This window comes from Acidovorax sp. JMULE5 (assembly GCF_013376875.1).
Lineage (GTDB): Bacteria > Pseudomonadota > Gammaproteobacteria > Burkholderiales > Burkholderiaceae_C > Acidovorax > Acidovorax facilis.
Genome location: NZ_CP035951.1, coordinates 3,065,200 through 3,091,319, shown reverse-complemented (window position 1 = coordinate 3,091,319; position 26,120 = coordinate 3,065,200). Strand labels below are relative to the sequence as shown.

Annotated in this window: 29 protein-coding genes; 21 read left to right on the top strand and 8 right to left on the bottom strand. The window is 63.4% G+C overall.

Going from position 1 to position 26,120, the window contains the following annotated elements; all coding sequences use genetic code 11:
- Positions 1–4: 4 nt before the first annotated feature.
- The 4 genes from EXV95_RS14025 (at position 5) to EXV95_RS14010 (ending at position 2,677) form a co-directional block, all read left to right on the top strand.
- Complete coding sequence (locus tag EXV95_RS14025) at positions 5–475, top strand: hypothetical protein (protein WP_176889044.1); 471 nt, start codon at positions 5–7, stop codon at positions 473–475.
- A gap of 18 nt (positions 476–493) precedes the next feature.
- Entirely contained in the window at positions 494–1,459 is a 966-nt protein-coding gene (locus tag EXV95_RS14020; RefSeq protein WP_121421399.1) for a LysR substrate-binding domain-containing protein, read from the top strand.
- A gap of 179 nt (positions 1,460–1,638) precedes the next feature.
- Positions 1,639–2,139 carry a Dps family protein gene (locus EXV95_RS14015; protein ID WP_176887311.1) on the top strand — a complete coding sequence of 167 codons (501 nt, stop codon included), beginning with the start codon at positions 1,639–1,641 and terminating at the stop codon, positions 2,137–2,139.
- Between the two features lie 169 nt (positions 2,140–2,308).
- Complete coding sequence (locus EXV95_RS14010; protein WP_176887310.1) at positions 2,309–2,677, top strand: response regulator; 369 nt, start codon at positions 2,309–2,311, stop codon at positions 2,675–2,677.
- A 96-nt stretch (positions 2,678–2,773) separates the two neighbouring features.
- On the opposite strand, the gene EXV95_RS14005 is transcribed toward EXV95_RS14010, so the two are convergent.
- From EXV95_RS14005 to EXV95_RS13990, 4 genes are read right to left on the bottom strand one after another with little or no spacing between them, the layout of a single operon-like run.
- Positions 2,774–3,898: a response regulator gene (locus tag EXV95_RS14005; RefSeq protein ID WP_176887309.1), complete on the bottom strand. Its 1,125-nt coding sequence runs from the start codon at positions 3,896–3,898 to the stop codon at positions 2,774–2,776.
- Positions 3,899–3,950: 52 nt separating this feature from the next.
- On the bottom strand, positions 3,951–4,574 hold the full coding sequence (locus EXV95_RS14000) for a chemotaxis protein CheB (RefSeq protein WP_176887308.1): 624 nt from the start codon (positions 4,572–4,574) through the stop codon (positions 3,951–3,953).
- Complete coding sequence (locus EXV95_RS13995) at positions 4,571–5,407, bottom strand: protein-glutamate O-methyltransferase CheR (protein ID WP_176887307.1); 837 nt, start codon at positions 5,405–5,407, stop codon at positions 4,571–4,573. Before EXV95_RS13995 ends, EXV95_RS14000 begins: the two co-directional genes overlap by 4 nt.
- An 8-nt stretch (positions 5,408–5,415) precedes the next feature.
- On the bottom strand, positions 5,416–8,859 hold the full coding sequence (locus EXV95_RS13990) for a response regulator (RefSeq protein WP_176887306.1): 3,444 nt from the start codon (positions 8,857–8,859) through the stop codon (positions 5,416–5,418).
- Between the two features lie 205 nt (positions 8,860–9,064).
- Between EXV95_RS13990 and ubiA the strand changes: the two genes are divergently transcribed.
- Complete coding sequence (ubiA, locus tag EXV95_RS13985; protein WP_176887305.1) at positions 9,065–9,961, top strand: 4-hydroxybenzoate octaprenyltransferase; 897 nt, start codon at positions 9,065–9,067, stop codon at positions 9,959–9,961.
- Between the two features lie 140 nt (positions 9,962–10,101).
- On the top strand, positions 10,102–10,470 hold the full coding sequence (locus EXV95_RS13980; protein WP_176887304.1) for a DUF1801 domain-containing protein: 369 nt from the start codon (positions 10,102–10,104) through the stop codon (positions 10,468–10,470).
- Here the strand turns inward: EXV95_RS13980 and EXV95_RS13975 are convergent.
- The 4 genes from EXV95_RS13975 to EXV95_RS13960 form a co-directional block, all read right to left on the bottom strand.
- Positions 10,445–11,092: a helix-turn-helix domain-containing protein gene (locus tag EXV95_RS13975; RefSeq protein WP_176887303.1), complete on the bottom strand. Its 648-nt coding sequence runs from the start codon at positions 11,090–11,092 to the stop codon at positions 10,445–10,447. The genes EXV95_RS13980 and EXV95_RS13975 overlap by 26 nt on opposite strands.
- Positions 11,093–11,258: 166 nt before the next feature.
- Positions 11,259–12,095, bottom strand: a complete 837-nt coding sequence (gene proC / locus EXV95_RS13970) for a pyrroline-5-carboxylate reductase (protein ID WP_176887302.1) — start codon at positions 12,093–12,095, stop codon at positions 11,259–11,261.
- A gap of 73 nt (positions 12,096–12,168) precedes the next feature.
- Positions 12,169–13,662, bottom strand: a complete 1,494-nt coding sequence (glpK, locus tag EXV95_RS13965) for a glycerol kinase GlpK (protein WP_176887301.1) — start codon at positions 13,660–13,662, stop codon at positions 12,169–12,171.
- Between the two features lie 16 nt (positions 13,663–13,678).
- Complete coding sequence (locus tag EXV95_RS13960; protein ID WP_055395745.1) at positions 13,679–14,443, bottom strand: DeoR/GlpR family DNA-binding transcription regulator; 765 nt, start codon at positions 14,441–14,443, stop codon at positions 13,679–13,681.
- 190 nt (positions 14,444–14,633) lie between these two features.
- Here EXV95_RS13960 and EXV95_RS13955 point away from each other — a divergent pair, with 190 nt between their 5' ends.
- The 15 genes from EXV95_RS13955 (at position 14,634) to rpsE (ending at position 26,120) form a co-directional block, all read left to right on the top strand.
- Entirely contained in the window at positions 14,634–15,725 is a 1,092-nt protein-coding gene (locus tag EXV95_RS13955) for an ABC transporter ATP-binding protein (RefSeq protein ID WP_176887300.1), read from the top strand.
- A gap of 1 nt (position 15,726) precedes the next feature.
- Entirely contained in the window at positions 15,727–16,803 is a 1,077-nt protein-coding gene (locus EXV95_RS13950; RefSeq protein ID WP_176887299.1) for an ABC transporter ATP-binding protein, read from the top strand.
- On the top strand, positions 16,800–17,696 hold the full coding sequence (locus EXV95_RS13945; protein ID WP_100408926.1) for a carbohydrate ABC transporter permease: 897 nt from the start codon (positions 16,800–16,802) through the stop codon (positions 17,694–17,696). Before EXV95_RS13950 ends, EXV95_RS13945 begins: the two co-directional genes overlap by 4 nt.
- A complete protein-coding gene (locus EXV95_RS13940) occupies positions 17,689–18,501 on the top strand; it encodes a carbohydrate ABC transporter permease (RefSeq protein WP_176887298.1) in 813 nt (270 codons plus the stop codon). The genes EXV95_RS13945 and EXV95_RS13940 overlap by 8 nt, the downstream gene beginning before the upstream one ends.
- Positions 18,502–18,513: 12 nt before the next feature.
- A complete protein-coding gene (locus EXV95_RS13935; RefSeq protein ID WP_176887297.1) occupies positions 18,514–18,822 on the top strand; it encodes a DUF2160 domain-containing protein in 309 nt (102 codons plus the stop codon).
- A 135-nt stretch (positions 18,823–18,957) separates the two neighbouring features.
- Complete coding sequence (locus EXV95_RS13930; protein ID WP_121508363.1) at positions 18,958–20,691, top strand: ABC transporter substrate-binding protein; 1,734 nt, start codon at positions 18,958–18,960, stop codon at positions 20,689–20,691.
- Positions 20,692–20,882: 191 nt separating this feature from the next.
- Positions 20,883–22,475 carry a glycerol-3-phosphate dehydrogenase/oxidase gene (locus tag EXV95_RS13925; protein WP_176887296.1) on the top strand — a complete coding sequence of 531 codons (1,593 nt, stop codon included), beginning with the start codon at positions 20,883–20,885 and terminating at the stop codon, positions 22,473–22,475.
- Positions 22,476–22,670: 195 nt separating this feature from the next.
- On the top strand, positions 22,671–23,039 hold the full coding sequence (gene rplN / locus EXV95_RS13920; protein ID WP_007861702.1) for a 50S ribosomal protein L14: 369 nt from the start codon (positions 22,671–22,673) through the stop codon (positions 23,037–23,039).
- Between the two features lie 9 nt (positions 23,040–23,048).
- Positions 23,049–23,369: a 50S ribosomal protein L24 gene (rplX, locus tag EXV95_RS13915; protein WP_055395669.1), complete on the top strand. Its 321-nt coding sequence runs from the start codon at positions 23,049–23,051 to the stop codon at positions 23,367–23,369.
- A gap of 9 nt (positions 23,370–23,378) precedes the next feature.
- On the top strand, positions 23,379–23,918 hold the full coding sequence (gene rplE, locus EXV95_RS13910; RefSeq protein WP_055395671.1) for a 50S ribosomal protein L5: 540 nt from the start codon (positions 23,379–23,381) through the stop codon (positions 23,916–23,918).
- 8 nt (positions 23,919–23,926) lie between these two features.
- On the top strand, positions 23,927–24,232 hold the full coding sequence (gene rpsN, locus EXV95_RS13905; protein WP_007861712.1) for a 30S ribosomal protein S14: 306 nt from the start codon (positions 23,927–23,929) through the stop codon (positions 24,230–24,232).
- Between the two features lie 20 nt (positions 24,233–24,252).
- On the top strand, positions 24,253–24,648 hold the full coding sequence (gene rpsH, locus EXV95_RS13900; RefSeq protein ID WP_008906523.1) for a 30S ribosomal protein S8: 396 nt from the start codon (positions 24,253–24,255) through the stop codon (positions 24,646–24,648).
- 25 nt (positions 24,649–24,673) lie between these two features.
- Positions 24,674–25,207: a 50S ribosomal protein L6 gene (gene rplF / locus EXV95_RS13895; RefSeq protein ID WP_055395675.1), complete on the top strand. Its 534-nt coding sequence runs from the start codon at positions 24,674–24,676 to the stop codon at positions 25,205–25,207.
- Positions 25,208–25,218: 11 nt separating this feature from the next.
- Positions 25,219–25,584 (top strand): 50S ribosomal protein L18, encoded by a 366-nt coding sequence (gene rplR / locus EXV95_RS13890; RefSeq protein WP_005793639.1) that lies wholly within the window; start codon positions 25,219–25,221, stop codon positions 25,582–25,584.
- Positions 25,585–25,601: 17 nt separating this feature from the next.
- The gene (gene rpsE / locus EXV95_RS13885) at positions 25,602–26,120 is read left to right on the top strand and encodes a 30S ribosomal protein S5 (RefSeq protein WP_008906520.1); all 519 of its coding nucleotides are present in this window, start codon (positions 25,602–25,604) and stop codon (positions 26,118–26,120) included.

The following is a 26,120-nucleotide window of genomic DNA, read 5'->3' as shown; positions in this document are numbered from 1 at the left end:
CTCGATGCTTCTGGATACGAGCTACTTGATCACCCTGGCAGATCCAGGGCGAGCGCACCACGAGACAGCCAAGCGCTATCTGCGCGAGGCCCTAGCTCAGGGCTGTCCCTTGTATTTGTCTGCCGTGGTCGCATCAGAGTTTCAAGTCGGGCAACCAGTGAGCGATCTCCCTTTGCGCAACTTTCACGTATTGCCCTTCAACATCGATCACGCCATGACCTCCGGCAATTTCATGCGTGTGCTGTCGCGTGATGCCGGCGACGACCGTGTAGCTGTGAAAGACGACGTCAAATTGCTTGCGCAAATGGTGTGTGAGTCCATTACGCACATACTCACCGAAGATTCAAACACCCTGGTGAAGTACTTGGGAAGACTCCGCGACCAAGGCCAAGCATCGGCGCAGGCCATTGTCCTGGCGGAAGGCTTTGATGCCGCTTGGTTCAACGGTGGTCAAAAGCACCTCCTGGATGAGTAGCACTGCAGGCAGTTCACCATGACCCTCACCGAACTCAAGTACATCGTTGCCGTAGCGCGGGAGAAGCACTTCGGTCATGCGGCCGATGCCTGCTACGTGTCGCAGCCCACACTGTCGGTGGCCATCAAGAAGCTGGAAGAGGAGCTGGATGTGAAGCTCTTCGAGCGCAGCGCGGGTGAGGTTTCGGTGACGCCGCTGGGCGAAGAGATCGTGCGCCAGGCGCAGAGCGTGCTGGAGCAGGCGGCGGCCATCAAGGAGATTGCCAAGCGCGGCAAGGACCCGCTGGCGGGGCCGCTCACCCTGGGGGTCATCTACACCATCGGGCCCTACCTGCTGCCCGAGCTGGTGCGCCAGTCCATCACGCGCACACCGCAGATGCCGCTGATGCTGCAGGAGAACTTCACCGTCAAGCTGCTGGAGATGCTGCGCACCGGCGAGATCGACTGCGCCATCCTGGCCGAACCTTTCCCCGACACGGGCCTGGCCATGGCGCCGCTGTATGACGAGCCCTTCATGGCGGCCGTGCCCAGCACGCACCCGCTGGCGGCGAAGAAGTCTGTGACGGCGGCCGAACTCAAGAGCGAGACCATGCTGCTGCTGGGTGCGGGCCATTGTTTTCGCGACCATGTGCTGGAGGTCTGCCCCGAATTTGCGCGCTTTGCGAGCAATGCCGAGGGCATTCGCAAGTCGTTTGAAGGCTCTTCGCTCGAAACCATCAAGCACATGGTGGCCGCAGGCATGGGCGTGACGCTGGTGCCGCGCCTTTCGGTGCCGCGCGATGCGCTGCTCACCGTGTCACGCCGCCGCAAGAGCGACGAAAGCTATATCCGCTACCTGCCCATCCGCGAAGAAGACGGCGGCCCGCCACCCATGCGCCGCGTGGTGCTGGCATGGCGTCGCAGCTTTACCCGGTATGAAGCCATTGCGTCTTTGCGCAACGCGGTGTATGCCTGCGAGCTGCCGGGGGTCAAGCGGCTGTCGTAAGGCCGGCCTGGCCTGTGCCGCGCTGGCGGGCGATGTCCTGCTGCCGTGGTGTGGCTCTGACACAGGTCAGGCACGCTGGTCATGGCCTTGCGCTACAGTGGTTTTGGTGCGATGCCTCCAGGTCCGACGAGTCGGCAGGCATCTGCTGTCGAATCCATCTTCACTTCAGGAGCAATGACATGGCCAAGGCCTCCAAGACCACCGCCCCCACCATCAACATCGGCATCAGCGACAAGGACCGCGCTGCCATCGCCCAGGGCCTGTCGCGCCTGCTTGCCGACACCTACACGCTGTACCTCACCACCCACAACTTCCACTGGAACGTGACGGGCCCCATGTTCAACACGCTGCACACCATGTTCATGGCGCAGTACACCGAGCTGTGGAATGCCGTGGACCCGATTGCCGAGCGCATCCGCTCGCTGGGCCATGTGGCGCCGGGCTCCTATGCCGAATTCGGCAAGCTGGCCACGGTGCCCGATGCTCCCGCCAAGCCCCCCAAGGCGCTGGATATGGTGCGCGTGCTGGTCGAAGGCCATGAGGCCGTCGCTCGCACCGCGCGCAGCCTGTTCCCCCTGGCCGACAAGGCCAGCGACGAGCCCACCGCCGACCTGCTGACCCAGCGCCTGACGGTGCACGAGCAGACGGCGTGGATGCTGCGCTCATTGCTCGAAGAGTAAAAGGGTTCGCAGCTTCCAAGCGCATGACCCAAGGGGCGCAGAACAGTGCAGCACAGCGAAGAAGAGCGCCTTGTCCTACATGGCGCATGTCCATCGCCTGCGCATGATGCGGGTTTTGGTCATGCCCCTTCTTCGCAGGGCGGCATGGCGTATCAATCCCCTCTGATGTATGCGAATCCTGTACGTTGAAGACAACCCGGAGCTGCGCGAGACCATCGGTATGCTCATGGAAGGTGAAGGCCGGACGGTCACGCCCTGCGCCACTGCCGAGGAGGCGCTGGCTCTGGATGCTCGGGACGTCTTTGATGTGGTGGTGACCGATGTCAGCCTGCCAGGCCTCTCGGGCACGGAACTGGCCCGCCAGCTGCTGGCGGATGATCCGCAGCGGTGGGTGGTGCTGTGCTCCGGCTACGAGCTCGGTAGCCACGCGCGCAGTTGGGGGCCCAACGTGCGCGCCTTGCTCAAACCTTTTGAGCTGGAAGAGCTGGAGCAATTGCTCGAGTCCATCCATACAGCGCTGGCTTCAGCCGCCGGCTGAGGCTTGCGAGCGCCGATCGCTCGCTGTTCATCCTTTATTCATCACGCCACCCGCCAGGTCGTGGCGATCTGCGCTGTTGTGCTGGGCTGCGCGCAGTCAATTGCGGGGGCTGCGTACTGGCGAGTGGCGCGGCAGTGTCACACGAAAGGTCGTGACATCGTCCCGTGACTGGGCCTCGATGGTTCCACGGTGGGCCCGCACGATCTGGTGCGCAATGAAGAGCCCCAGCCCCAGCCCCTGGTGGCGGCCGGGCTCACGCTCTCCACCCCGGAACGGGTCGAACAGATGCGGCAGCAGCTCAGCGGGAATGGTGCCGCCGTTGGACACTGTGATGCACACCTCCTCAGGGCTGGTACCGTCCACTGCAATCTCCACAGGGTGGTCGACTCTGCCGTGGTGCAGGGCGTTGCCAACCAGGTTGGTGATTACCTGACACAGGCGTTCGGCATCCCAGGTGCCGGCCAGGTCGCCTTGCAGGGTGGACCCGATGTGGCGTTCCGGGTGGCTGGTGGCCACCTCATCCAGCGTGCGCTGCACCAGCGCCTGCATGTGGGTGGAGCCCAGCTGCAGCGCCAGCCCGCCCGCCTGGCGAATGCGGGTCACGTCCAGCAGGTCTTCGATCATGTGGCCCATGCGCTGGCTGGCGCTTAGAACCCGGTCGGCCATCAGCGCGGCCTTGTCGGGTGGCGGCTGGCGCTTGAGCACCGTGGCTGCTGCGACGATGGACTGCAGGGGCGTGCGCAGGTCGTGGCTCAGCACCGCCATGAACATTTCGTTGATGCGCAACGCTTCGGTGCGCGCGCGCAGCTCGTGCGCCAGCGCCTGCTTGCGCCGGTGCAGTTCAAAGAACACGCTTGCCTTGTTGGTGAGCATGTGCGGGTCGATGGGTTTGTACAGAAAGTCCACCGCACCGCTCTCGTACCCCCGGAACTGCCAGTTCTGCTCCCGCGAACCCGCCGTCATGAAGATGAGCGGGATATGCCTGGTCCGTTCGCTGCCGCGAATCAGCTCCGCCAGCTCAAAGCCGTTCATCTCGGGCATTTGCACGTCCAGCAAGGCCAGGGCCACGTCGTCGTGGGCCAGCAGCAGCTCCAGGGCCTCGGGGCCAGACTGGGCCTTGAGGATATCCAGCCCGTCGCGTTGCAGCAGGGCCTCCAGGGCGATGAGGTTTTCCTCGACATCGTCAACGAGCAGGCATTTGGTGCGGTCGGTCTGGGGCATGGGCGGTGGGGAGGGTGGGGAGGGTTCTCAAAGAAGGACGCATGCGCCTGCATCAAAGCTGTTGGCGTCGGTGCAGGTCTGCCAGCAGCCTCGCAATGCCTTCAGGGGGTAGGATGTGGTCGGCCGCCCATGCCGCGATTGCTGCCTGCGGCATGGTGGGCATGCCGGCGCTGGCGGGGTCTTGCACGATGGTGAGGCCGCCTGCTGCCTGAATGGCCTGCAGGCCGTGCACACCGTCTTCGTTGGCGCCCGACAGCAGGATGCCCACCAGTCGGGGGCCGTAGTGGTCTGCCGCTGACTCGAACAGCACGTCGATTGAGGGGCGGGAAAAGTGCAGGGGAGGGTCTACCGACAGCCCCACATGCGGGCCCTGGGGCCCTGCATCGACCAGCAGGTGGTAGTCCGGTGGCGCAAAGCTCACCGAGCCTGGTGTGATGGCGTCCTTGTCCTGCGCCTCGCGCAACGGCAGTGAGCAGCGGGGCTGAAAAATATCTACCAGCAGGCTGCGCCGGTCCCGGGGCAGATGTAGCACCACCAGCACAGCCGCCTGCAGCGTGGCGGGCAGCCTGGGCAGCAGCTCCAGCAAGGCGTCGATACCGCCCGAGGAACCGCCCACCACGATGGCGGCGTAGCCCCCGGAACGTGCTGGCCTGGGCGCGAGATCGGTGGTGCTCACAGTCCGGCCTTTTTGCGGTAAATGCGGTCTTCCTTCACAAAGTCCTCGAAGGCATCGGTGTGCGCCGAAAACCGCAGCGACTCCTTGGACCCCAGGCCCAGAAACCCCCGGTGGCACAGCGACTCGCGGAACAGCCCCAGGGCGCGGTCCTGCAGGTCACGTTCGAAGTAGATGAGCACATTGCGGCAGGACACCAGATGCATTTCAGCAAACACGCTGTCGGTGGCCAGGCTGTGGTCGGAGAACACCATGTGCTCGCGCAGGCCTTTGTCGAACACCACGCGGCCATAGGCGGCCGCGTAGTAGTCCGACAACGAGCTGCGGGCGCCAGAGCGCGCATGGTTCTCGGTGAAAGCCGCCACCCGGGACACGTCGAACACGCCAGACTCCGCAGCGCGCAACGCGTGCGGGTTGATGTCGGTGGCGTAGATCAGGGTGCGGTCGAGCAAGCCTTCTTCCTGCAGCAGGATGGCCAGCGAATACACCTCTTCCCCCGTGCTGCACCCGGCCACCCAGACCTTGAGCGACGGGTAGGTGCGCAGCAGCGGCACCACCTCCTGGCGCAGCGCCTGGAAGTAAGTGGGGTCGCGGAACATGTCGCTCACCTGCACGGTGAGGTATTCGAGCAGCGCAGGGAACACGGCGGGCTCATGCAGCACGCGGTCTTGCAGCTGCGACAGCGTCTTGCAGTCGAACTGCACCAGCGCCGAGGCCAGCCGCCGCTTGAGCGACGCCTGCGCGTAGCCCCGGAAGTCATAGTGGTAGCGGTGGTAGATGGCATCGATCAGCAGGCGCTGCTCGATGTCGGCGGTGCGGGCCTTGCGGTGGGGCATGGCGGGGCCTACTTGGGCATCCACACCCGCACGAGGGACAGCAGTTTCTCCACGTCCAGCGGCTTGGCGATGTAGTCATTGGCCCCGGCGGCCAGGCATTTTTCCTGGTCGTCCTTCATGGCCTTGGCGGTCAGGGCGATGATGGGCAGGCGGCGCCACTCGGGGCGGTTGCGGATCTCGCGCATGGCGGTGTAGCCGTCCATCTCCGGCATCATGATGTCCATCAGCACCAGGTCGATGGCGGGCAGGCCGCCACTGCCGGCGCGCTCCAGCGCGCGCAGGGCCTCCAGGCCGTTGCGCGCAATCTCCACGCGGATGCCGGTGGGCTCCAGGATGCTGGAGAGCGCAAACACGTTGCGCACATCGTCTTCCACCACCAGCACGTTGCGGCCTTCCAGTGCGGTCTCGCGGTTGCGGGCCACCTGCAGCATCTGGCGGTGCTCTGCCGACAGCTCCGACTCCACCTGGTGCAGGAACAGCGTGACCTCGTCGAGCAGCCGCTCGGGCGAGCGGGCGTCCTTGATGATGATGGACTTGGAGAACCGGCGCAGCTGCTGCTCCTCGTCGCGCGACAGGGCGCGGCCTGTGTACACGATGACGGGCGGGAAGGAGACGCCGTCCTGCTCGGTCATCTGCTGCAGCAGTTCGTAGCCGCTCAGGTCGGGCAGGTTCAGGTCCATCACCATGCAGTCAAAGGTCGAGCCGCGCAGGTGTGCCAGCGTCTCGGCTGCCGTGCCGGCGCCCACGATCTCCACGTCGTCGTTGGTGAGCAGGTGGCGCACGCTCTCGCGCTGGCGCTCGTCGTCCTCCACCACCAGCACACGCCGCAGGTTCTGGGTGAACTTGGCTTCGAGCCGTTGCAGCGCGTGCACCAGTTCGTCGCGCTTGACGGGCTTGAGGGCGTAGCCCACGGCTCCCCGGCCCAAGGCTTCTTGTGAGTAGTCGGCCACCGAGACCACATGCACCGGGATGTGGCGCGTGGCCGGGTTGCGCTTGAGCTGGTCGAGCACGCCCAGGCCCGAGAAGTCGGGCAGGTTCACATCCAGCACGATGGCGCTGGGCAAGCTGTGCACCGCATACGCCAGGCCGTCGGCGGCGTTGTGGGCCAGGTGGCAGTCGAAGTCCATCTCCCGCGCCAGGTCGCTCAGGATCTGCGCAAAGCGCTCGTCGTCCTCGATCACCAGAATGCTGCGGGCGCTCGCGCGGCGCGGGACTGGCGACGCGAGAGGCGCCGCTGAGGGTGGCAACGCAGGGGTAAAAGGAGCAGGGGCGACGACCGGTGCAGGCGCGCGAGCAGGTACTGCGGCAGCCAGCGGCGCCGTAGGTTCTGCTTCCGGCGATGAAGGCACCAGCTTCTGGGGCAGCACCAGGGTGAAGACGCTGCCCTCGCCCGGCGTGCTGTGAACGTGGATCGACCCGCCCAGCAGCTGCGCCAGGTCGCGCGAAATCGACAGGCCCAGGCCCGTGCCGCCGTACTTGCGGTGGGTGCTGCCGTCGGCCTGCCGGAAGGCCTCGAAGATCAGTTCCTGCTGGTGCGCCGGGATGCCGATGCCGGTGTCCTTCACGGCAAACGACAGGGTGTCGTCGGGGTTGAGCGACACGTGCAGCGCCACCGAGCCCTTTTCGGTGAACTTGAGCGCGTTGGACAGCAGGTTCTTGAGCACCTGTCCCAGGCGCTGCGGGTCGGTGTCCAGCGTGGCGGGTGCGTCGGGCGCGACGGTGGCCGTGAGCGTCAGACCTTTTTCTTGCGCCAGCGGGCGCAGTGGGTCGATCAGCGTTTGCAGGGCCTTGGAAAGCGTCACCGTTTCCACCGACACAGTGGCCTGCCCGGCCTCGATCTTGGACAGGTCGAGGATGTCGTTGATCAGAGCCAGCAGGTCGTTGCCCGCCGCGTAGATGGTCTGCGCGTATTTCACCTGGTCGGCGCTCAGGTTGCCGGGCTTGTTGTCTGCCAGCAGCTTGGCCAGGATCAGGGTGGAGTTGAGCGGCGTGCGCAGCTCGTGGCTCATGTTGGCCAGAAACTCGCTCTTGTACTGGCTGGACAGCTCCAGCTCGCGGGCCTTGTCGGTCATGGCGCTTTGCGCGCGCAGCAGTTGCTCGCGCTGGTATTCCAGCTGCTGGGTCTGGGTCTCCAGATGGGCGTTGGTTTGTTCCAGCTCGGTCTGCTGCACCTCCATCTGGGCTTGCGACTCTTGCAGGATGCGGCTTTGCTGCTCCAGCTCTTCATTGCTCACACGCAGTTCTTCTTGCTGGGTCTGCAGCTCTTCGGACTGGCGCTGGGTTTCTTCCAGCAAGGCTTCCAGGCGGTTGCGGTCAATCCCCGCGCGGATCGCCACTGCCAGGATGCCCGAGGCGCGTTCCATCAGGGTGCGCTCGGGCTCCGTCAACGGGCGTTGAAAGCCCAGTTCGATCACGGCAAAGACTTCTCCGTTCTCGATGGCGGGGGCCAGCAGCAGTTCAGTCGGCGCCGACTGGCCCGTGCTGGACGACACCATCAGGTGGTCGGCGGGCACATCGCGCACATGCAGCATCTGGCGCGAGCGTGCTACCTGGCCCACCAGGCCCTCGCCGGGCAGCAGGCGCTGCTCCAGCCTTTCGCGCGGCAGTGCGTAGCCACCAAACAGGGTGAGCGCGCCGTTGCAGTCGGCCACATAGCCTGCCCCCACGGCGGCGCGCAGGTACTGCGCCAGGTATTCGAGCGTGAGCTGGCCGAGGTCTTCCAGCCGGTGGTCGCCCTGGATGCGCTGGCTCAGCCCGTTGAGGCCCGCCGACACCCATGACTGCTGGGCCTTGAGGCGGTAGTCCCGCGCGTTGGCTGCGGCCGACAGGCAGATGAGCACCAGCAGCACGAACGAGCCGCCCCAGGAGTAGTAGGTGGACATCGAGGCCGCCTCTACCCACTGCTTGCGGTCGCTTTCCAGCTGTTGGTTCAGCAGCGTGGACAGGTCCGACGCCAGGTCGCGGATGCGGTCCATCAGCACCCGGCCGGTATCGCTGCGGGTCACGGCCACGGCGGCCTCCTGGCCCTTTGAGCGGCGCAGTTCAATGGTCTCGCCCAGCTCGCGCAGTTTTTCGTGGCGCAGGTCGTCAATCTGCAGCACCAGGCGGCGCTGCACGGCGCTGTCGTCCGTCAGCTCCTTGAGGCGCGCCATGTTGCGCTCCATGGCGCCCAGGGACAGGTTGTAGGGCTGCAGGTAGGTGTCGTCTCCCGTCAGCAGGTACCCGCGTTGCCCGGTCTCAGCATCTTTCAACGAGGACACGAACAGGTTGAGGTGGCGCATGGTCACCGTGGTTTCGTCCATGGCCTGCACTGCATGGGTTCGTACCTGTGAGGTGCGGAAGTTCACCAGCGCGATCAGCACCGTGGCGAGGGCGGCAATCACAAATCCCACCAGCATTCCGCGGGGAATAGCAAAACGCGTGGCGGCCTGAGAGGTCGAGGTATGGGGCATGCGTTGAGGCCCCAAAAGGGCGGGTGCGTTGGGGGAGGACCGAAGACTGTAACGGGTTTTACGCGCAAGTAGGGCGCTGTTGCTTTGTCTGGGCGTGGTGCGCGATGGTCGGTGGCGCTGCTGCTACATTCGGTGCGCCCGTGGTCCTCCACCCGTAGCAGCGCCCTGCTGCCGAGCCTCTTTTTTTGCTTTCGATCACCCCACCATGTCGCCGCACCCTGTCACTGCTCGGAGTCGTTCTTCGCTCTACCTCGACCTGATCCGCTGGGACCGCCCTGCAGGCTGGCTGGTGTGCCTGTGGCCCACGCTGTCAGCGCTGTGGGTCGCAGCCGATGGATTTCCAGGCTGGCACTTGCTGGCCGTATTTGTGCTGGGCACTTTCTTTATGCGCAGCGCGGGCTGCTGTGTGAATGATGTGGCCGACCGCGACTTTGACAAGCACGTCAAGCGCACGGCACAGCGCCCAGTCACCACCGGTGCGGTGTCGGTGAAGGAGGCGCTGGGCCTGGGCGCCGTGCTGGCGCTGGTGTCGTTTGGCCTGGTGCTCACCACCAACACTGCCGCCATCCTCTGGTCCGTGCCCGCCGTGCTGGTGGCCATTGCCTACCCTTTCACCAAACGCATCATTTCCATGCCTCAGGCAGTGCTGGGCATTGCGTTCAACTTCGGCATCGTCATCGCCTTTGCCGCCGTGCAGGGCAGCGTGCCTGCGGTGGCGTGGTGGATGTGGCTGGGCAACATGTTCTGGGTGCTGGCCTACGACACCGAATACGCCATGGTGGACCGCGACGACGACCTCAAGATCGGCATCAAGACCTCGGCCATCACGCTGGGGCGCTTTGATGTGGCGGGCATTGTGCTGTTCTACCTGCTCTTTGTCGGTATTTGGGCGGTAGCGCTTTCCCCTTATGCACTAGGAGCTATCTTTTATATAGCGATTGCGGCGGCGCTGGCCCAGGCCGTGTGGCATTTCACGCTGATCCGCACCCGCACCCGCGAGGGTTGCTTCAAGGCCTTTCGCATCAACCACTGGCTGGGCGCCACGGTGTTTGCGGGCATTGCGGGCAGCTATCTGCTGCGGTGGTTGGGGCTGACGGGCTGACTGCGGCGCGCGGCCGGGCTGGTCTGTGACGGTTGTGGCGGGTTTTTACAAGCCGGTTTCCACGCCATTCGCTACATTGACTGGGAGCCGCGAGCCCTCCTGCAGCTTTCATTCAGATCCCTTTTTGCACCCCTTTATCCATGACCGAAGACCGCGTCAACCAACTGCTGCAGGACATCCAGCAGCGCCATCCCGAGCAACACAGCGTGCTGCAGGGCGCCCGTGCCCTTGTTCTCGCTCTGGGGCCCGATGTGCGCGAGGAGGTCAAATACGGCGGCATCCTCTTTTCGGCTCCCCAGCCTTTTTGTGGTCTGTTCGCGTACACCCGGCATGTGTCGCTGGAGTTTGGCGATGGCGCCCAGCTGCCGGACGCATTCAAGGTGCTGGAGGGCGCTGGCAAACAGCGCAGGCATATCAAATTGCACACGCCAGGAGACCTGACTGCCAAGCAGGTGTCCCACTACCTTGGATTGGCGTGCTCCCTCAGCAATAGCCCGAAGCGCCAATAGCCGCCAGCCACTGGGGCGAAGCCACCACTGCTGCGGGTGCGCGGTCCAACCAGCGCCCAAATTCGCGGGTCATGTGAGCCTGGTCGGTGTAGCCATGGTCCGCCGCGCATTCTGCGAGCGAGGCGGCGGCTGGCAGCGCCTGCGCAGCACGGCGGACGCGGGCCAGGCACTTCCAATAGGCCGGGGGGCGCCCGGTGGCGGCCTGTATCAGGCGCTGCAGGGTGCGCTCCGACACGCCCAGTTGCCGTGCTGCCTGGGCCACCTCGCTGTGGCGCGCCAGGCTTTGCAGGGCGTCGGCCACCCGCGTATCCAGCACCACGCAGTCGTGCAGCAGGGGCAGGGCATCGTGGGCGTCGTTCATGGGCTGGTTCTGCAGCAGGGCCAGCAGGCGTTGCGAATCTATCTGTGTGCCCGGCTGCATGCGAAACCCCCAGTAGCGCTCGCCCACCGTGCCGGACACGGTGTAGGTGCTGTCTGCCAGATCGGTCACAAACCAGGTGGGTGGCTGGTGGGGGAGGGCGTGCAGGATCAGGTCACGGCATCCGTCCGGAACCACCACGGTGCTGTCGGCTGCGCACGAAGTGTGGTGCCAGGCTTCCCAGGGCTGCAGGAGCTGGGGCATACCTAGTGATGCTCTTCACGAACCATCGCGGCGTGTGCCTCTGCGGGCTCGGGCGGCCTGTCGCGTTGCAAACGCCTCGCGATAGCTACGGCTATCGCTGCGTTTTGCGCCTTGCAGTTCAACCCGATCCGCAGCGCACACATCGCTCGATTCATGCAGAGCATCCCTAGCCCCCGAACTCATTGCCCAGTTCATCGGCGCGCTGGCGTGCGGCTTCCATGGCGCGTTCAAAGGCTGCGCCCACACCATCGTTTTCCATGGACTGCAGCGCCGCGTAGGTGGTGCCGCCCTTGGACGTGACGCGCTGGCGCAGCACAGCCGGGGGCTCGTCGGAGCGGCGTGCCAGTTCGGAGGCGCCTACAAAGGTGCCCACGGCCAGCTGGTGCGCCTGCTGCTCGGTAAGGCCCATGCCGGTGCCCGCACGGGTCATGGCTTCGAGGAAATAGAACACATACGCCGGGCCCGAGCCCGAGAGGGCGGTCACGGCGTCGAGCTGCTTTTCGGTCTGGACCCACAGGTACTCGCCGGTAGACGCCATGATGGCCTCAACCTGTGCGCGTTCGGCTGCGTCCACGGCGGGGCGAGCGTATAGCGCGCTCATGCCCTTGCCCACCAGCGCCGGTGTATTGGGCATGGTGCGCACGATGCGCTCGGTGGAAAGCCACTGGGCGATGCTGTCCGAGCGGATGCCGGCGGCCACACTCAGGTGCAGGGCGTCCTGGGTGTGCGCCTTGGCCTGGGCGGCGGCGTCCTTGAAGGTCTGGGGCTTGATGGCCCAGACCACGATGCGCGCGCGCTTCAGGGCCGGGCCCGCTTCGGCCTGGGCCTCGATCCCGTAGTTCTTGCGCAGAGCCTCCCGCGCGTCGGCCCAGGGCTCGACCACCTCGATCTGGCTGGCCGGGTGGCCCTGGTGGATCAGCCCGCCAATGATGGCGCTGGCCATGTTGCCGCCGCCAATGAAAGCGATGGTGGGAAGCGAGGGGGGTGCGGCGGTTTGGCTCATGGGAGGTGCAAGGTGGCAACAACAGGGGCCACGATGGTAGCGCCGCCGCGCTGCCACCCGGCGCGCGGCGGGTTCAATCGGCTGTCGTTTGGCGAACTGCGTGTTCCCAGTTCGCCATCAGCTCCTGCGCACGCGCGCTGCTGAGGGTGGGCACAAAGCGCCGGTCGGCGCGCCAGAGCTGCGAGAGTTCATCCGTGCTGCGGTACACGCCGCTCGACAGCCCGGCCAGGTACGCGGCCCCGAGCGCCGTGGTCTCGATGACGGCAGGCCGTACCACCGGAATGCCCAGCAGGTCGGCCTGGAACTGCATCAGCAGGTCGTTGATGCAGGCGCCGCCGTCCACGCGCAGTTCGCTCACGGGCGCGCCGCCGGCAGCCACGGCGTCGCGGCTCATGGCCAGCAGCAGGGCGGCGCTCTGGTAGGCGATGCTTTCCAGCGCCGCGCGGGCGATGTGGCCCAGCGTGGTGCCGCGTGTGAGGCCGGTGATGGTGCCGCGCGAGTCGGGTTTCCAGTACGGGGCGCCCAGGCCGGTGAAGGCGGGCACCATCATCACGCCGCCCGAATCGGGCACGCTCTGCGCCAGCGATTCCACCTCGTTACTGGTAGAGATGGCACGCAGGCCGTCGCGCAGCCACTGCACCACGGCGCCACCGACAAACACACTGCCTTCCATCGCAAATTCAGGTTGCGCCGTCGCCTGCGCTGCGCTGGTGGTGAGAAGGCCGTTTTGCGATGTCTGGAACGTGCCGCCTGTGTGCATGAGCATGAAGCAGCCCGTGCCATAGGTGTTCTTGGCCATGCCCGCCGTAAAGCAGGCCTGGCCGAACAGTGCGCTTTGCTGGTCGCCCGCCACGCCGCCGATGCGGATGCTGTGGCCCAGCAGGTCGGCCGCGATGTCGCCAAAGTGGGCGCTGGACGGCAGCACGTCGGGCATCAGCGCCTTGGGAATGCGCAGCAGCGCCAGCAGTTCGTCGTCCCACTGGTTGGTGTGCACATTAAATAGCATGGTGCGCGAGGCGTTGCTCATGTCCGTCACGTGCACTTTGCCGTGGGTGAGTTTCCACATCAGCCAGCTGTCCACCGTGCCAAAGGCCAGCTCGCCGCGCTCTGCCGCGTCGCGGGCGCCGGGCACATGGTCCAGCAGCCACTGCAGCTTGGTGCCCGAGAAGTAGGCATCCACCAGCAGGCCCGTCTTGGCCTGGATGGTGGCTGCATGGCCCTGCTCGCGCAGCTGGGCGCAGGCGGGCTCGGCGCGCCGGTCTTGCCAGACGATGGCGTGGTGCACGGGCTGGCCCGTCTTGCGGTTCCACAGCACCGTGGTTTCGCGCTGGTTGGTGATGCCCACGGCGCGCACGGCGCTCGCGGCAATGCCCGCCTTGGCCAGCGCATCGCGCGCGGTGGCCAGCTGCGTGCGCCAGATCTCCAGCGGGTCGTGCTCCACCCAGCCGGGCTGGGGGTAGATCTGCGGCAGCTCCAGCTGGGCCTGCGCCACGATGTGGCCGCCTTCGTCGAAAACGATACTGCGGGAGCTGGAGGTGCCTTGGTCGAGTGCGAGCAGGTAGGTCATGGTGAATGTCAGGTGATCAAGCGGCCACAGTGCAAACGACTTCGGCGTCTTGCAGCAACGCCGGAAACGGCTCAGGCGGCGGCGCGTCGGTGAACAGGCGGTCGATTTGCGCCAGTGTGGCCAGTTGCACCATGGCTGGGCGGTTGAACTTGCTGAAGTCGGCCGCCAGCCAGACCTCGCGTGCGTGTTCGATGATGGTTTGCGCCACCTTCACTTCGCGGTAGTCGAAGTCGCGCAGCGAGCCATCGGGCTCGATGCCCGAGATGCCGATGAGCGCAATGTCCACCTTGAACTGGCGGATGAAGTCCACCGCCGCTTCGCCGACGATGCCCCGGTCGCGGGCGCGCACCACGCCTCCGGCCACGATGACCTCGCACTCGGGGTTACCGCTCAGGATGGCGGCCACGTTCAGGTTGTTGGTGATCACGCGCAGGCCGCGGTGGTGCAGCAGGGCTTTGGCGATGGCCTCGGTGGTGGTGCCGATGTTCAGGATCAGCGAGCAGTCGTTGGGCACTTGTTCGGCCACGGCGCGCGCGATGCGGGCCTTGCCTTCGGCGTGCAGTGTCTCGCGCTGGGTGTGGGCCAGGTTTTCCACCGTGGAGCTGGGCACGCGCACGCCACCATGAAAGCGCGTGAGCAGGCCGGACTCGGCCAGGCGCTGCACGTCACGTCGCACGGTCTGCAGGGTCACGCCCAGGGTGTCTGCCAGTTGTTCCACCGTGGCGGACTTGCGCGCTCGGACTTCTTCGAGAAGCAGCAGTTGTCGGGGGTTCGTATTCACGCGAATCAATCGGCTTATGGGGTGTAGATACTTTAAATCGAACAAAAAGGAACCTATTAAGGGTAAACCTTGATTCGATACGATCAAAAAAGAACAAAAATGAACGCAATCGAAAACGAGGCACTTTGCTGCGTGCGCAGCAGAAAGCCAGATCCACACAGCCCCCAGGGGCCATTAGAAAGGTTGCGTGATGCAGCTGGCACTGGACAGCATCAGCAAGAAGGTAGGGCCGCAGACCTGGCTCCACGACATGAGCCTGGCGCTGCACAGCGGCGCCGTCACGGTGCTGCTGGGCGCCACGCAGGCGGGCAAGACCAGCCTGATGCGCATCATGGCGGGGCTCGATACGCCCACGGCCGGGCGCGTGATGGTGGATGGCGTGGACGTGACCGGCATGCCCGTGCGCGACCGCAACGTGGCCATGGTGTACCAGCAGTTCATCAACTATCCCTCCATGAAGGTGGCGGCCAACATTGCGTCGCCCCTGAAGCTGCGCGGCGAAAAGAACATCGACGCCCGTGTGCGCGAAATTGCGAGCCGCCTGCACATCGACATGTTCCTCGACCGCTACCCGGCCGAGCTGTCGGGTGGGCAGCAGCAGCGCGTGGCACTGGCCCGCGCCTTGGCCAAGGGTGCGCCGCTGATGCTGCTGGACGAACCGCTGGTGAACCTGGACTACAAGCTCCGCGAAGAATTGCGCGAAGAACTGACACAGCTGTTTGCTGCAGGCCAGTCCACTGTGGTGTATGCCACCACCGAGCCGGGCGAGGCCCTGCTGCTCGGCGGCTACACCGCTGTGCTCGACGAAGGTCAGTTGCTGCAGTACGGCCCCACGGCCGAGGTGTTCCATGCGCCCAACTCGCTGCGTGTGGCGCGTGCCTTCAGCGACCCGCCGATGAACCTCATTGCTGCCTCGGCCGCCACTGCCGGTGTGCGCCTGCAGGGCGGGGTGGAGCTGGCCGTGCACCTGCCGCAAGGTGTGGCCACGGCGGCAGGGCTCACGGTGGGTGTGCGCGCCAGTGCGCTGCGCGTGGTGGCTCGCCCGGGCGACATCAGCGTGGGCGGAGTGGTCGAGCTGGCCGAAATTTCGGGCTCGGACACCTTCGTGCACGCGGCCACGCCCTGGGGCGACCTGGTGGCGCAGTTGACCGGGGTGCATTACTTTGAACTGGGCACGCCCATCACGCTGCACCTGGACCCGGCCCAGGCCTATGTGTTTGGTGCTGACGGCCGGCTGGCATGGGCGCCCGCGCGCCCGAACGCTGTACAAGGAGGGCGTTGAGATGGCCCGCATCAGTCTGGACTTGGCGCATTCGTACAAGCCGAACCCGCAGCAGGACAGCGACTACGCGCTGCTGCCCCTGAAGATGGAGTTCGAGGATGGCGGTGCCTATGCGCTGCTGGGTCCTTCGGGCTGCGGCAAGACGACCATGCTCAACATCATGTCGGGTCTGCTTGTGCCTTCGCACGGCAAGGTACTGTTCGATGGCCGCGACGTGACCCGTGCCAGCCCGCAGGAGCGCAACATTGCGCAGGTGTTCCAGTTCCCGGTGATCTACGACACCATGACGGTGGCCGAGAACCTGGCGTTTCCGCTGCGCAACCGCAAGGTGCCCGAGGTGCAGATCAAGCAGCGCGTGGGCGTGATTGCCGAGATGCTGGAGATGAGTCATCAGCTGAACCTGCGGGCCGCAGGGCTGTCGGCAGACCAGAAACAGAAGATTTCACTGGGCCGTGGCCTGGTGCGCGCCGATGTGGCGGCGGTGCTGTTCGACGAGCCGCTCACGGTGATCGACCCGCACCTCAAGTGGCAACTGCGGCGCAAGCTCAAGCAGATCCACCACGAGCTCAAGCTCACACTGATCTACGTGACGCACGACCAGGTCGAGGCATTGACCTTTGCGGACCAGGTGGTGGTCATGACGCGTGGCCGCGCTGTGCAGGTGGGCTCGGCCGATGCGCTGTTCGAGCGGCCCCAGCATGTGTTTGTGGGGCATTTCATTGGCTCCCCAGGCATGAACTTTTTGCCCGCGCAGGTGGATGCAGGCCAGCTCAGCATCGTCGGCCACCGCCTGCACGCCCCTGTGGGACGTACTTTGCCGACGGGCCCGGTGCAGGTGGGTATTCGGCCCGAATATTTGGCGCTGGCATCGGCAGAGCAACCCGGCGCCATTGCCTGCATGGTGGCGCAAGTGCAGGACATCGGCACCTACCTGATGCTGACCGCGAAGGTGGGCGAGCACACGCTCAAGGCCCGCTTCAGCCCCGAGACGCGACTGCCCTCGGCGGGCGACACGGTGTGGCTGCAGGTGCTGGGTGAGCACACCTGCTACTACCAGAATGAGGAGCTTTTGGCATGAGCACGACGACCAAGCCCGTGAACCAGAAGGCCTGGTTCCTGATCCTGCCGGTCATCATCTGCGTGGCCTTCTCGGCCATTCTTCCATTGATGACAGTGGTGAACTACTCGGTGCAGGACATCATCTCCCCCGAGCGCCGCGTGTTTGTCGGCACCGAATGGTTTGCCGCCGTGATGCGCGATGAGGAGCTGCACGCGGCCTTGTGGCGGCAGATCACCTTCTCGCTGGCTGTGTTGGCGGTGGAGATTCCGCTGGGCATCCTGCTGGCGCTGTCCATGCCCGCGCAGGGCTGGAAGTCGTCCGCCGTGCTGGTGGTGGTGGCGCTGTCGCTGTTGATCCCCTGGAACGTGGTGGGCACCATCTGGCAGATCTATGGCCGTGCCGATATTGGTCTGATGGGCCGGATGCTGCAGGAGATGGGCATTGAATACAGCTACACCGGCAACGCCACGCAGGCCTGGCTCACGGTGCTGCTGATGGATGTGTGGCACTGGACGCCGCTGGTCGCGCTGCTGGCGTTTGCCGGGCTGCGCTCCATCCCCGACGCGTACTACCAGGCGGCCCGCATCGACGGCGCGAGCAAGTTTGCGGTGTTCCGCTACATCCAGCTGCCCAAGATGCGCGGCGTGCTGATGATTGCCGTGCTGCTGCGCTTCATGGACAGTTTCATGATCTACACCGAGCCCTTCGTGCTCACGGGGGGCGGGCCGGGCAATGCCACCACCTTCCTCTCGCAGTACCTCACGACCAAGGCGGTCGGTCAGTTCGATCTGGGCCCTGCCGCAGCGTTCTCGCTGATCTATTTCTTCATCATCCTGCTGCTGTGTTTCATCCTCTACAACTGGATGCAGCGCGTGGGCACCGTCAGCGACGAAGGAGCCGGCCATGAATGAAAAACGTTTCCAGAAGCGCACGCTGTTCCTGATTGCGTACCTGCTGTTCGCGCTGTTGCCCATCTACTGGATGGTCAACATGAGCTTCAAGACGAACGAGGAGATCCTGTCGAGCTTCTCGTTCTTCCCGCAGAACTTCACCTGGGCCAACTACAAGACCATCTTTACCGATGCGTCGTGGTACTCGGGCTATATCAACAGCCTGATCTACGTCACCATCAACATGGTGATCACGCTCACCGTGGCTTTGCCAGCGGCCTATGCGTTTTCGCGATACAGCTTCTTGGGCGACAAGCATGTGTTCTTCTGGCTGTTGACCAACCGCATGACGCCGCCGGCCGTGTTCCTGCTGCCTTTCTTCCAGCTCTACACCACGGTGGGTCTGATGGACACGCACATCGCCGTGGCGCTTGCGCATCTGCTGTTCAGCGTGCCGCTGGCGGTGTGGATTCTGGAAGGCTTCATGAGCGGCATCCCGCGCGAGATCGACGAGACGGCCTACATCGATGGCTACAGCTTCCCGCGCTTTTTCATGACCATCTTCCTGCCGCTGATCAAGGCTGGTGTGGGCGTGGCGGCGTTCTTCTGCTTCATGTTCAGCTGGGTGGAGCTGCTGCTGGCCCGCACGCTGACCAGCGTGAACGCCAAGCCCATCGTGGCCACCATGACACGCACCGTGAGTGCGTCGGGCATGGACTGGGCGACGCTGGCGGCGGCGGGGGTGCTGACCATCGTGCCGGGTGCCATCGTGATCTGGTTTGTTCGCCACTACATCGCAAAAGGCTTTGCGATGGGGCGGGTTTGAGGAGGCAGCGACATGTTTGACTGGATGGCCTGGACGCTGCCGGTGGCAGTGTTCTTTACGTGCATCGTGCTGATGCTGGTGGGCATGACGGTGTGGGAGATCAAGTCGCCCACGACCATGCGCAAGGGTTTCCTGCCCCTGGAGACCACGCGCGGCGACCGGCTTTTTATCGGGCTGCTGTCGGCCGCCTACGTGAACCTGATCTTTGTGGGCATCAGCGGCAAGCTGGCCCAGTGGTTCAGCCTGCAGGGCGACCCGTCGATCTGGATCAGCTTTGTGGTGTCGATGGCGCTGCTGGCGCTGATCATGCGCAAGGGTTAAGGAAAAAATGGCCGTTTGCGCCTGATGGGTAAGCATTTGTAGCTATTGTTTTTGTAGTGTCGAAGGCCTGGCCTGGTTCCCCCCCGGGTTGGTGCCGGTCTACCAATGGGGGTCTCAATCTGAGAGGAGACAGCAATGAAGATGCAGTTCAAGGCGATCGCTTTCGCCGCCGCGGCTCTGGCGATGGGGCAGGCTGCCTGGGCCGGCGAGGCCGAGGCCAAGAAGTGGATCGACAGCGAATTCCAGCCATCCACGCTGAATAAAGACCAGCAGATGGCCGAGATGAAGTGGTTCATCGACGCAGCCAAAAAACTCCAGGCCAAGGGCGTGAAGGAAATTTCGGTGGTGTCCGAAACCATCACCACGCACGAATACGAATCCAAGACGCTGGCCAAGGCGTTCGAGGAAATCACCGGCATCAAGGTCAAGCACGACCTGATCCAGGAAGGCGACGTGGTCGAGAAGCTGCAGACCTCCATGCAGTCGGGCAAGTCCATCTATGACGGCTGGATCTCGGACTCTGACCTGATCGGCACGCACTACCGCTACGGCAAGATCCTGAACCTGACCGACTACATGGGCGCTGCTGGCAAGGAATGGACCAACCCCGGCATCGACCTTAAGGACTACATCGGTACCAAGTTCACGACTGGCCCCGATGGAAAGATGTACCAGCTGCCTGACCAGCAGTTTGCCAACCTGTACTGGTTCCGTGCCGATTTGTTCGACCGCAAGGACATCAAGGACAAGTTCAAGGCCAAATACGGCTACGACCTGGGCGTGCCGCTCAACTGGAGCGCCTACGAAGACATCGCTGAGTTCTTCACCAACGACGTGAAGAACATCGACGGCAAGCCGATCTACGGCCACATGGACTACGGCAAGAAGGACCCATCCCTGGGCTGGCGCTTCACCGATGCCTGGCTGTCCATGGCTGGCACGGCCGATATCGGCGCGCCCAATGGCCTGCCGATCGACGAATGGGGCATCCGCGTGGCCGACGACAAGTGCACGCCCGTGGGCGCCAGCGTGGCCCGTGGCGGTGCGACCAACTCGCCCGCAGCCGTCTACGCCCTCACCAAGTACGTGGACTGGATGAAGAAATACGCGCCCAAGGAAGCCACGGGCATGACCTTTGGCGAGGCCGGCCCCGTGCCCGCCCAGGGCCAGATCGCGCAGCAGATCTTCTGGTACACCGCCTTCACGGCCGACATGACCAAGCCCGGCCTGCCCGTGGTGAATGCCGACGGCACGCCCAAGTGGCGCATGGCCCCTGGCCCCAACGGCCCCTACTGGAAGCAAGGCATGCAAAACGGCTACCAGGACGTGGGCAGCTGGACCTTCTTCAAGGACCACGATGCCAACAAGACGGCAGCCGCCTGGCTCTACGCACAGTTCGTGACGGCCAAGACCACGTCGCTGAAGAAGACCATGGTGGGCCTGACCCCGATCCGCGAATCCGACATCCAGTCCAAGGCCATGACCGACATGGCGCCCAAGCTGGGTGGTCTGGTGGAGTTCTACCGCAGCCCTGCCCGTGTGGCGTGGTCGCCCACTGGCACCAATGTGCCTGACTACCCCAAGCTGGCCCAGCTCTGGTGGAAGAACGTAGCCCAGGCCGTGACGGGTGAAAAGACGCCCCAAGGCGCCATGGACACGCTGGCCGACGAAATGGACCAGGTGATGGCCCGTCTGGAACGCGCTGGGATGGCCCATTGCGCTCCCAAGCTCAACCCCAAGAGCGACACCGCCAAGTGGCTGAGCGACAAGCAAGCGCCATGGGCCAAGTTGGCCAATGAGAAGCCAAAGGGTCAGACGATTGCGTACGGCACCCTGTTGCAGGCCTGGAAGGATGGCAAGGCGCGGTAAGCCTGTTTAACCCACCGTCCTGCTTACTGTGACGATGCTTCAGGCAGCCGTGGCTCACAAGGTCTCTGGCTGCCTTTTCATTCAAGACCGTCCCCAGTGCCTTTGGAGGCCTGGGGCCGGATCTCCCCCCGAAGTGACAAAAATTCAAGGGTAAACCCTTATTTTTTGCTTCGCCCATGGACAATCACCCCATGACTACTGCCTCTGCTCCCCTTCCCACACGGCGTGCCGACCTTTTGGCGCGTTTGGCCCAGCCCCACCACTATGACCTGGCTGTGATTGGCGGTGGGGCTACAGGCCTGGGGGTGGCGCTGGATGCGGCGGCCCGAGGGTTCAGCGTGGTCTTGGTGGACTCGCATGACTTCGCCAAGGGAACCTCGTCCCGGGCGACCAAATTGGTACACGGCGGTGTTCGTTACCTGGCGCAAGGCAACATCGCACTGGTGCGCGAGGCGTTGCATGAGCGCACCACCTTGCTTCACAACGCGCCCCACTTGGCGCAACCCCTGCCGTTTGTGATGCCGTCATACCACTTTTGGGAGGCGCCGTTTTACGGTATCGGCCTCAAGATGTACGACGCTTTGGCAGGGAAAGCGGGCTTGGGCGCCACCGAATTCATGGGGCGCGCACGCACGTTGGAGTGCCTGCCCACGGCCCGCCCGGAAGGCCTCAAGGGTGGCGTCAAGTACTGGGACGGACAGTTTGATGACGCCCGCCTGGCCTTGGCCTTGGCGCGAACGGCCGCCAGCCTGGGCGCCCTGGTGGTCAACTACTGCCCTGCGCGGTCGTTGATTCACGAAGCTGGCAAGGTTGCAGGCTTTGTGTGTGAAGACGCAGACAGTGGCCAGCAGTTCACCGTGCGCGCGCGTACGGTTGTGAATGCCACCGGCGTATGGGTGGATGCCCTGCGCCAGATGGACGGAGAGGCCATAGGCCGCCCCGTCAAGCCCATTGTGGCGCCCAGCCAGGGGGTGCATATCGTGGTGGATCGGGAGTTTCTCCCGTCCGACCATGCCCTGATGGTTCCCAAGACGGCCGATGGCCGGGTTCTTTTCGCCGTGCCGTGGCTGGGAAAGCTCATTCTCGGGACCACTGACAGTCCGCGCCAGGACATCGTGCGTGAGCCGCAGCCTTTCCGCGAAGAGGTCCGGTTCATCCTGGACGAATCGGCGCGCTACCTCACCCGTGCGCCCAAGGTGGAAGACATCCGGAGTATCTGGGTGGGCCTGCGCCCGCTGGTGAAGCCGCAGGACGACGATGGTGACAACACCAAGAAAATCAGCCGCGAGCACACCGTGCTCGCCAGTCGCAGTGGCCTGATCACCGTGACGGGAGGCAAATGGACCACCTACCGCGCCATGGCTGAAGATGTGTTGCAAAAATGCTTCACCACGGGCCTGCTGCCGGAAAAACCGTCGGGAGTGACCAATCATTTGCCCTTGGTGGGAACCCCTGAAGGGGCTGTTCAACATCGCATCAGTGATGCTCAGGGACTGCACTCCTACGGGAGCGAGGCGGCGGTTGTCCGGGACATTGCCGGTGCGCAGACCGATCTTGGTGGGGGGCTGACAGAAGCCATGGTGCGCTTTGCCGCCCGCTACGAATACGCCTGCACGGTAGAGGATGTGTTGGCCCGCCGCTCCCGGTTATTGTTCCTCGATGCCCGCAAGGCCATCGAGCTAGCCCCAGCGGTCGCTGACATCCTGCGTGCGGAGCTGGGTGCCGACCCCCATCTGGATGCCTTTTTGGAGCTGGCGCAACAGTATTTGCAGGTTCCGGCCTGATGGGGCGCTTGACTTCGTAAAAGTCTTTTGCAATAATCGAGGGCTTCGCGTTTCCTACGTGAAGTTTCTGCCCAGCGGGAAGTGCTGCAAATGGTTTGCGGTGCGGACGACGGGCCCAAGACTGACTGGCTGATTTGCAGCCCTTGAGAAGTTCTCTGGGGCTGTTGTCTTCTGGTGCAAGTTGGGAATATTGAAATGATCCAGACAGAATCTCGGTTAGAGGTTGCCGACAATACCGGCGCCAAGTCCGTCCTTTGCATCAAGGTGCTGGGTGGCTCGAAGCGTCGCTATGCAAGCGTTGGCGACATCATCAAGGTGAGCATCAAAGAAGCCGCTCCACGTGGCCGCGTCAAAAAAGGCGAGGTTTACAGTGCAGTGGTGGTTCGCACGGCGAAGGGTATTCGTCGCGGCGATGGTTCGCTCGTCAAATTCGATGGCAACGCCGCAGTGTTGCTGAATGCAAAGTTGGAGCCTATCGGCACCCGTATCTTTGGACCCGTGACGCGTGAACTGCGTACCGAGAAGTTCATGAAGATCGTGTCTCTGGCTCCTGAAGTTCTCTAAGGACGCGCCATGAACAAGATTCGCAAGGGCGACGAAGTCATCGTGCTGACCGGCCGTGACAAGGGCAAGCGCGGCACGGTGTCGCTGCGCAAGGATGACTCCTACGTGGTCATCGATGGCATCAACCTGGTCAAGAAGCACGCCAAGCCAAACCCCATGAAGGGTACGACGGGCGGCATCGTTGAAAAGTCCATGCCAATTCATCAGTCCAACGTGGCCATCTTCAATGCTGCTACGGGCAAGGCTGATCGCGTGGGCATCAAGGTGCAGGCTGACGGTTCGCGCATTCGCGTGTTCAAGTCCAGCGGTGCTGAAATCAAGGCGGCCTAAGGGGTAAACATGGCACGACTCCAAGAAATTTACCGCGACAAGATCGCTCCCGAACTGGCTAAACAGTTCGGCTACACCTCGCCGATGCAGGTTCCCCGTCTGACCAAGATCACGCTGAACATGGGCGTGAGCGAGGCAGTCTCGGACAAGAAGGTGATGGACAACGCTGTGGCTGACCTGACCAAGATTGCTGGTCAAAAGCCTGTGGTGACCAAGGCCAAGAAGGCTATCGCTGGTTTCAAGATCCGCGAAGGCCAGGCCATTGGTTGCATGGTCACGCTGCGTGGCGTGCAGATGTATGAGTTCCTGGACCGTTTCGTGACCGTGGCTCTGCCTCGCGTTCGTGACTTCCGTGGTATCTCTGGTCGCGCGTTCGATGGTCGTGGCAACTACAACATCGGCGTCAAAGAACAGATCATCTTCCCTGAAATTGAGTACGACAAGGTCGACGCCTTGCGCGGTCTCAATATCAGCATCACCACGACGGCCAAGTCCGACGAAGAAGCCAAGGCGCTTCTCGCTGGTTTCCGTTTCCCGTTCAAGAACTGAGGCGAAGCATGGCTAAAGTAGCTTTGATCCAGCGCGAACTGAAGCGCGAAAAACTGGCAGCCAAGTACGCAACCAAGTATGCGGAACTGAAGGCAATCGCTGGCGATGCCAAGCGCAGCGATGAAGAGCGCGATGCAGCCCGCTTGGGCCTGCAAAAGCTCCCTCGCAACGCCAACCCGACGCGTCAGCGCAACCGTTGCGAAATCACCGGTCGTCCACGTGGCACCTTCCGTCAATTCGGTCTGGCTCGCGCCAAGATCCGCGAACTGGCTTTTGCAGGCGACATCCCCGGTGTCACCAAAGCCAGCTGGTAAGCAGGCAGGAGAGATTAAACATGAGCATGAGTGATCCCATCGCTGACTTGCTGACCCGCATCCGTAATGCACAGATGGTCGCCAAGGCCACGGTTCTGGTGCCTTCTTCCAAAGTGAAGATTGCCATCGCCCAGGTGCTGAAGGACGAAGGTTATATCGACGGCTTCCAGGTGAAAACCGAAGCCGGCAAGTCGGAACTCGAAATTGCCCTGAAGTACTACGCAGGTCGCCCCGTGATTGAGCGCATTGAGCGCGTCAGCCGCCCTGGCCTGCGTGTCTACAAAGGCCGTGATTCCATTCCACAAGTCATGAACGGTCTGGGTGTGGCAATTGTCACGACGCCCAAGGGCGTGATGACTGATCGCAAGGCGCGTGCTACCGGTGTCGGTGGCGAAGTGCTCTGCTACGTGGCCTAACCCGCGGCATTGAGGAGAAACTGAAATGTCCCGAGTAGGAAAAATGCCCGTGACCATCCCCGCAGGCGTGGATGTGTCCGTGAAAGATGACCAGATCTCTGTCAAGGGTACTGGTGGCGCTCTGTCGCTGGCGCAAAACGCGCTGGTGAAAGTGTCCAGCAATGACGGTAAGCTCAGCTTTGAGCCTGCTAACGAATCCCGCGAAGCCAATGCCATGAGCGGCACGATTCGCCAGTTGGTCAACAACATGGTGGTCGGTGTTAGCAAGGGCTTTGAAAAGAAGCTGAGCCTGGTAGGCGTGGGCTACAAAGCTGCTGCCTCAGGCTCTAAGCTGAATCTGGCTGTTGGCTATTCGCATCCGGTCAATATCGAAATGCCCGCAGGCATCACGGTTGCCACCCCGACGCCCACGGAAGTGGTGATCAAGGGTGCTGATCGTCAGCGTGTCGGTCAGATCGCTGCTGAGATTCGTGCTGTTCGTCCACCTGAGCCCTACAAGGGCAAGGGTATCCGCTACGCGGACGAAAAGATCACGATCAAAGAGACCAAGAAGAAATAAGGAGCTGCAACATGTTGACCAAGAAAGAGCAGCGTCTTCGTCGTTCGCGCCAGACCCGCATCCGCATTGCACAGCAAGGCGTGGCACGTCTCACGGTGAACCGTACGAACCTCCATATCTACGCCAGTGTGATCTCCGGCGACGGCAGCAAGGTGCTGGCAAGTGCATCCACGGCGGAAGCCGACGTGCGCAAGTCGCTCGGTGGTTCGGGCAAGGGTGGCAATGCCGCAGCAGCCCAAATCATCGGCAAGCGTATCGCTGAAAAGGCGAAGGCTGCAGGTGTCGAGAAGGTTGCATTTGATCGCGCAGGCTTTGCTTACCACGGTCGCGTCAAGGCTTTGGCCGACGCAGCCCGTGAAGCTGGCTTGCAGTTCTAAGCGGAGCGGAATACAAAATGGCTAAATTTCAACCCAAAGTGCAGAACGAAGGTCAAGACGACGGTCTGCGCGAAAAAATGATCGCGGTCAACCGCGTGACCAAAGTCGTGAAGGGTGGCCGTATTCTCGGTTTCGCCGCACTGACGGTGGTTGGCGACGGTGACGGCCGCGTGGGCATGGGCAAGGGCAAGTCGAAAGAAGTGCCAGCTGCCGTGCAAAAGGCTATGGAAGAAGCTCGTCGCAACATGGTCAAGGTCTCGTTGAAGAACGGCACCATCCACCACAATGTGACCGGCCACCATGGCGCTGCTGTTGTGATGATGGCACCTGCTCCAAAGGGTACCGGCATCATCGCTGGCGGCCCTATGCGTGCAGTTTTTGAAGTGTTGGGTGTGACTGACATCGTGGCCAAGAGCCATGGTTCGTCCAATCCGTACAACATGGTCCGTGCAACGTTTGACGCGCTCGTCAATTCGACCACCCCGTCGAATGTGGCGGCCAAGCGCGGCAAGACAGTCGAAGACATCTTCGCCTGA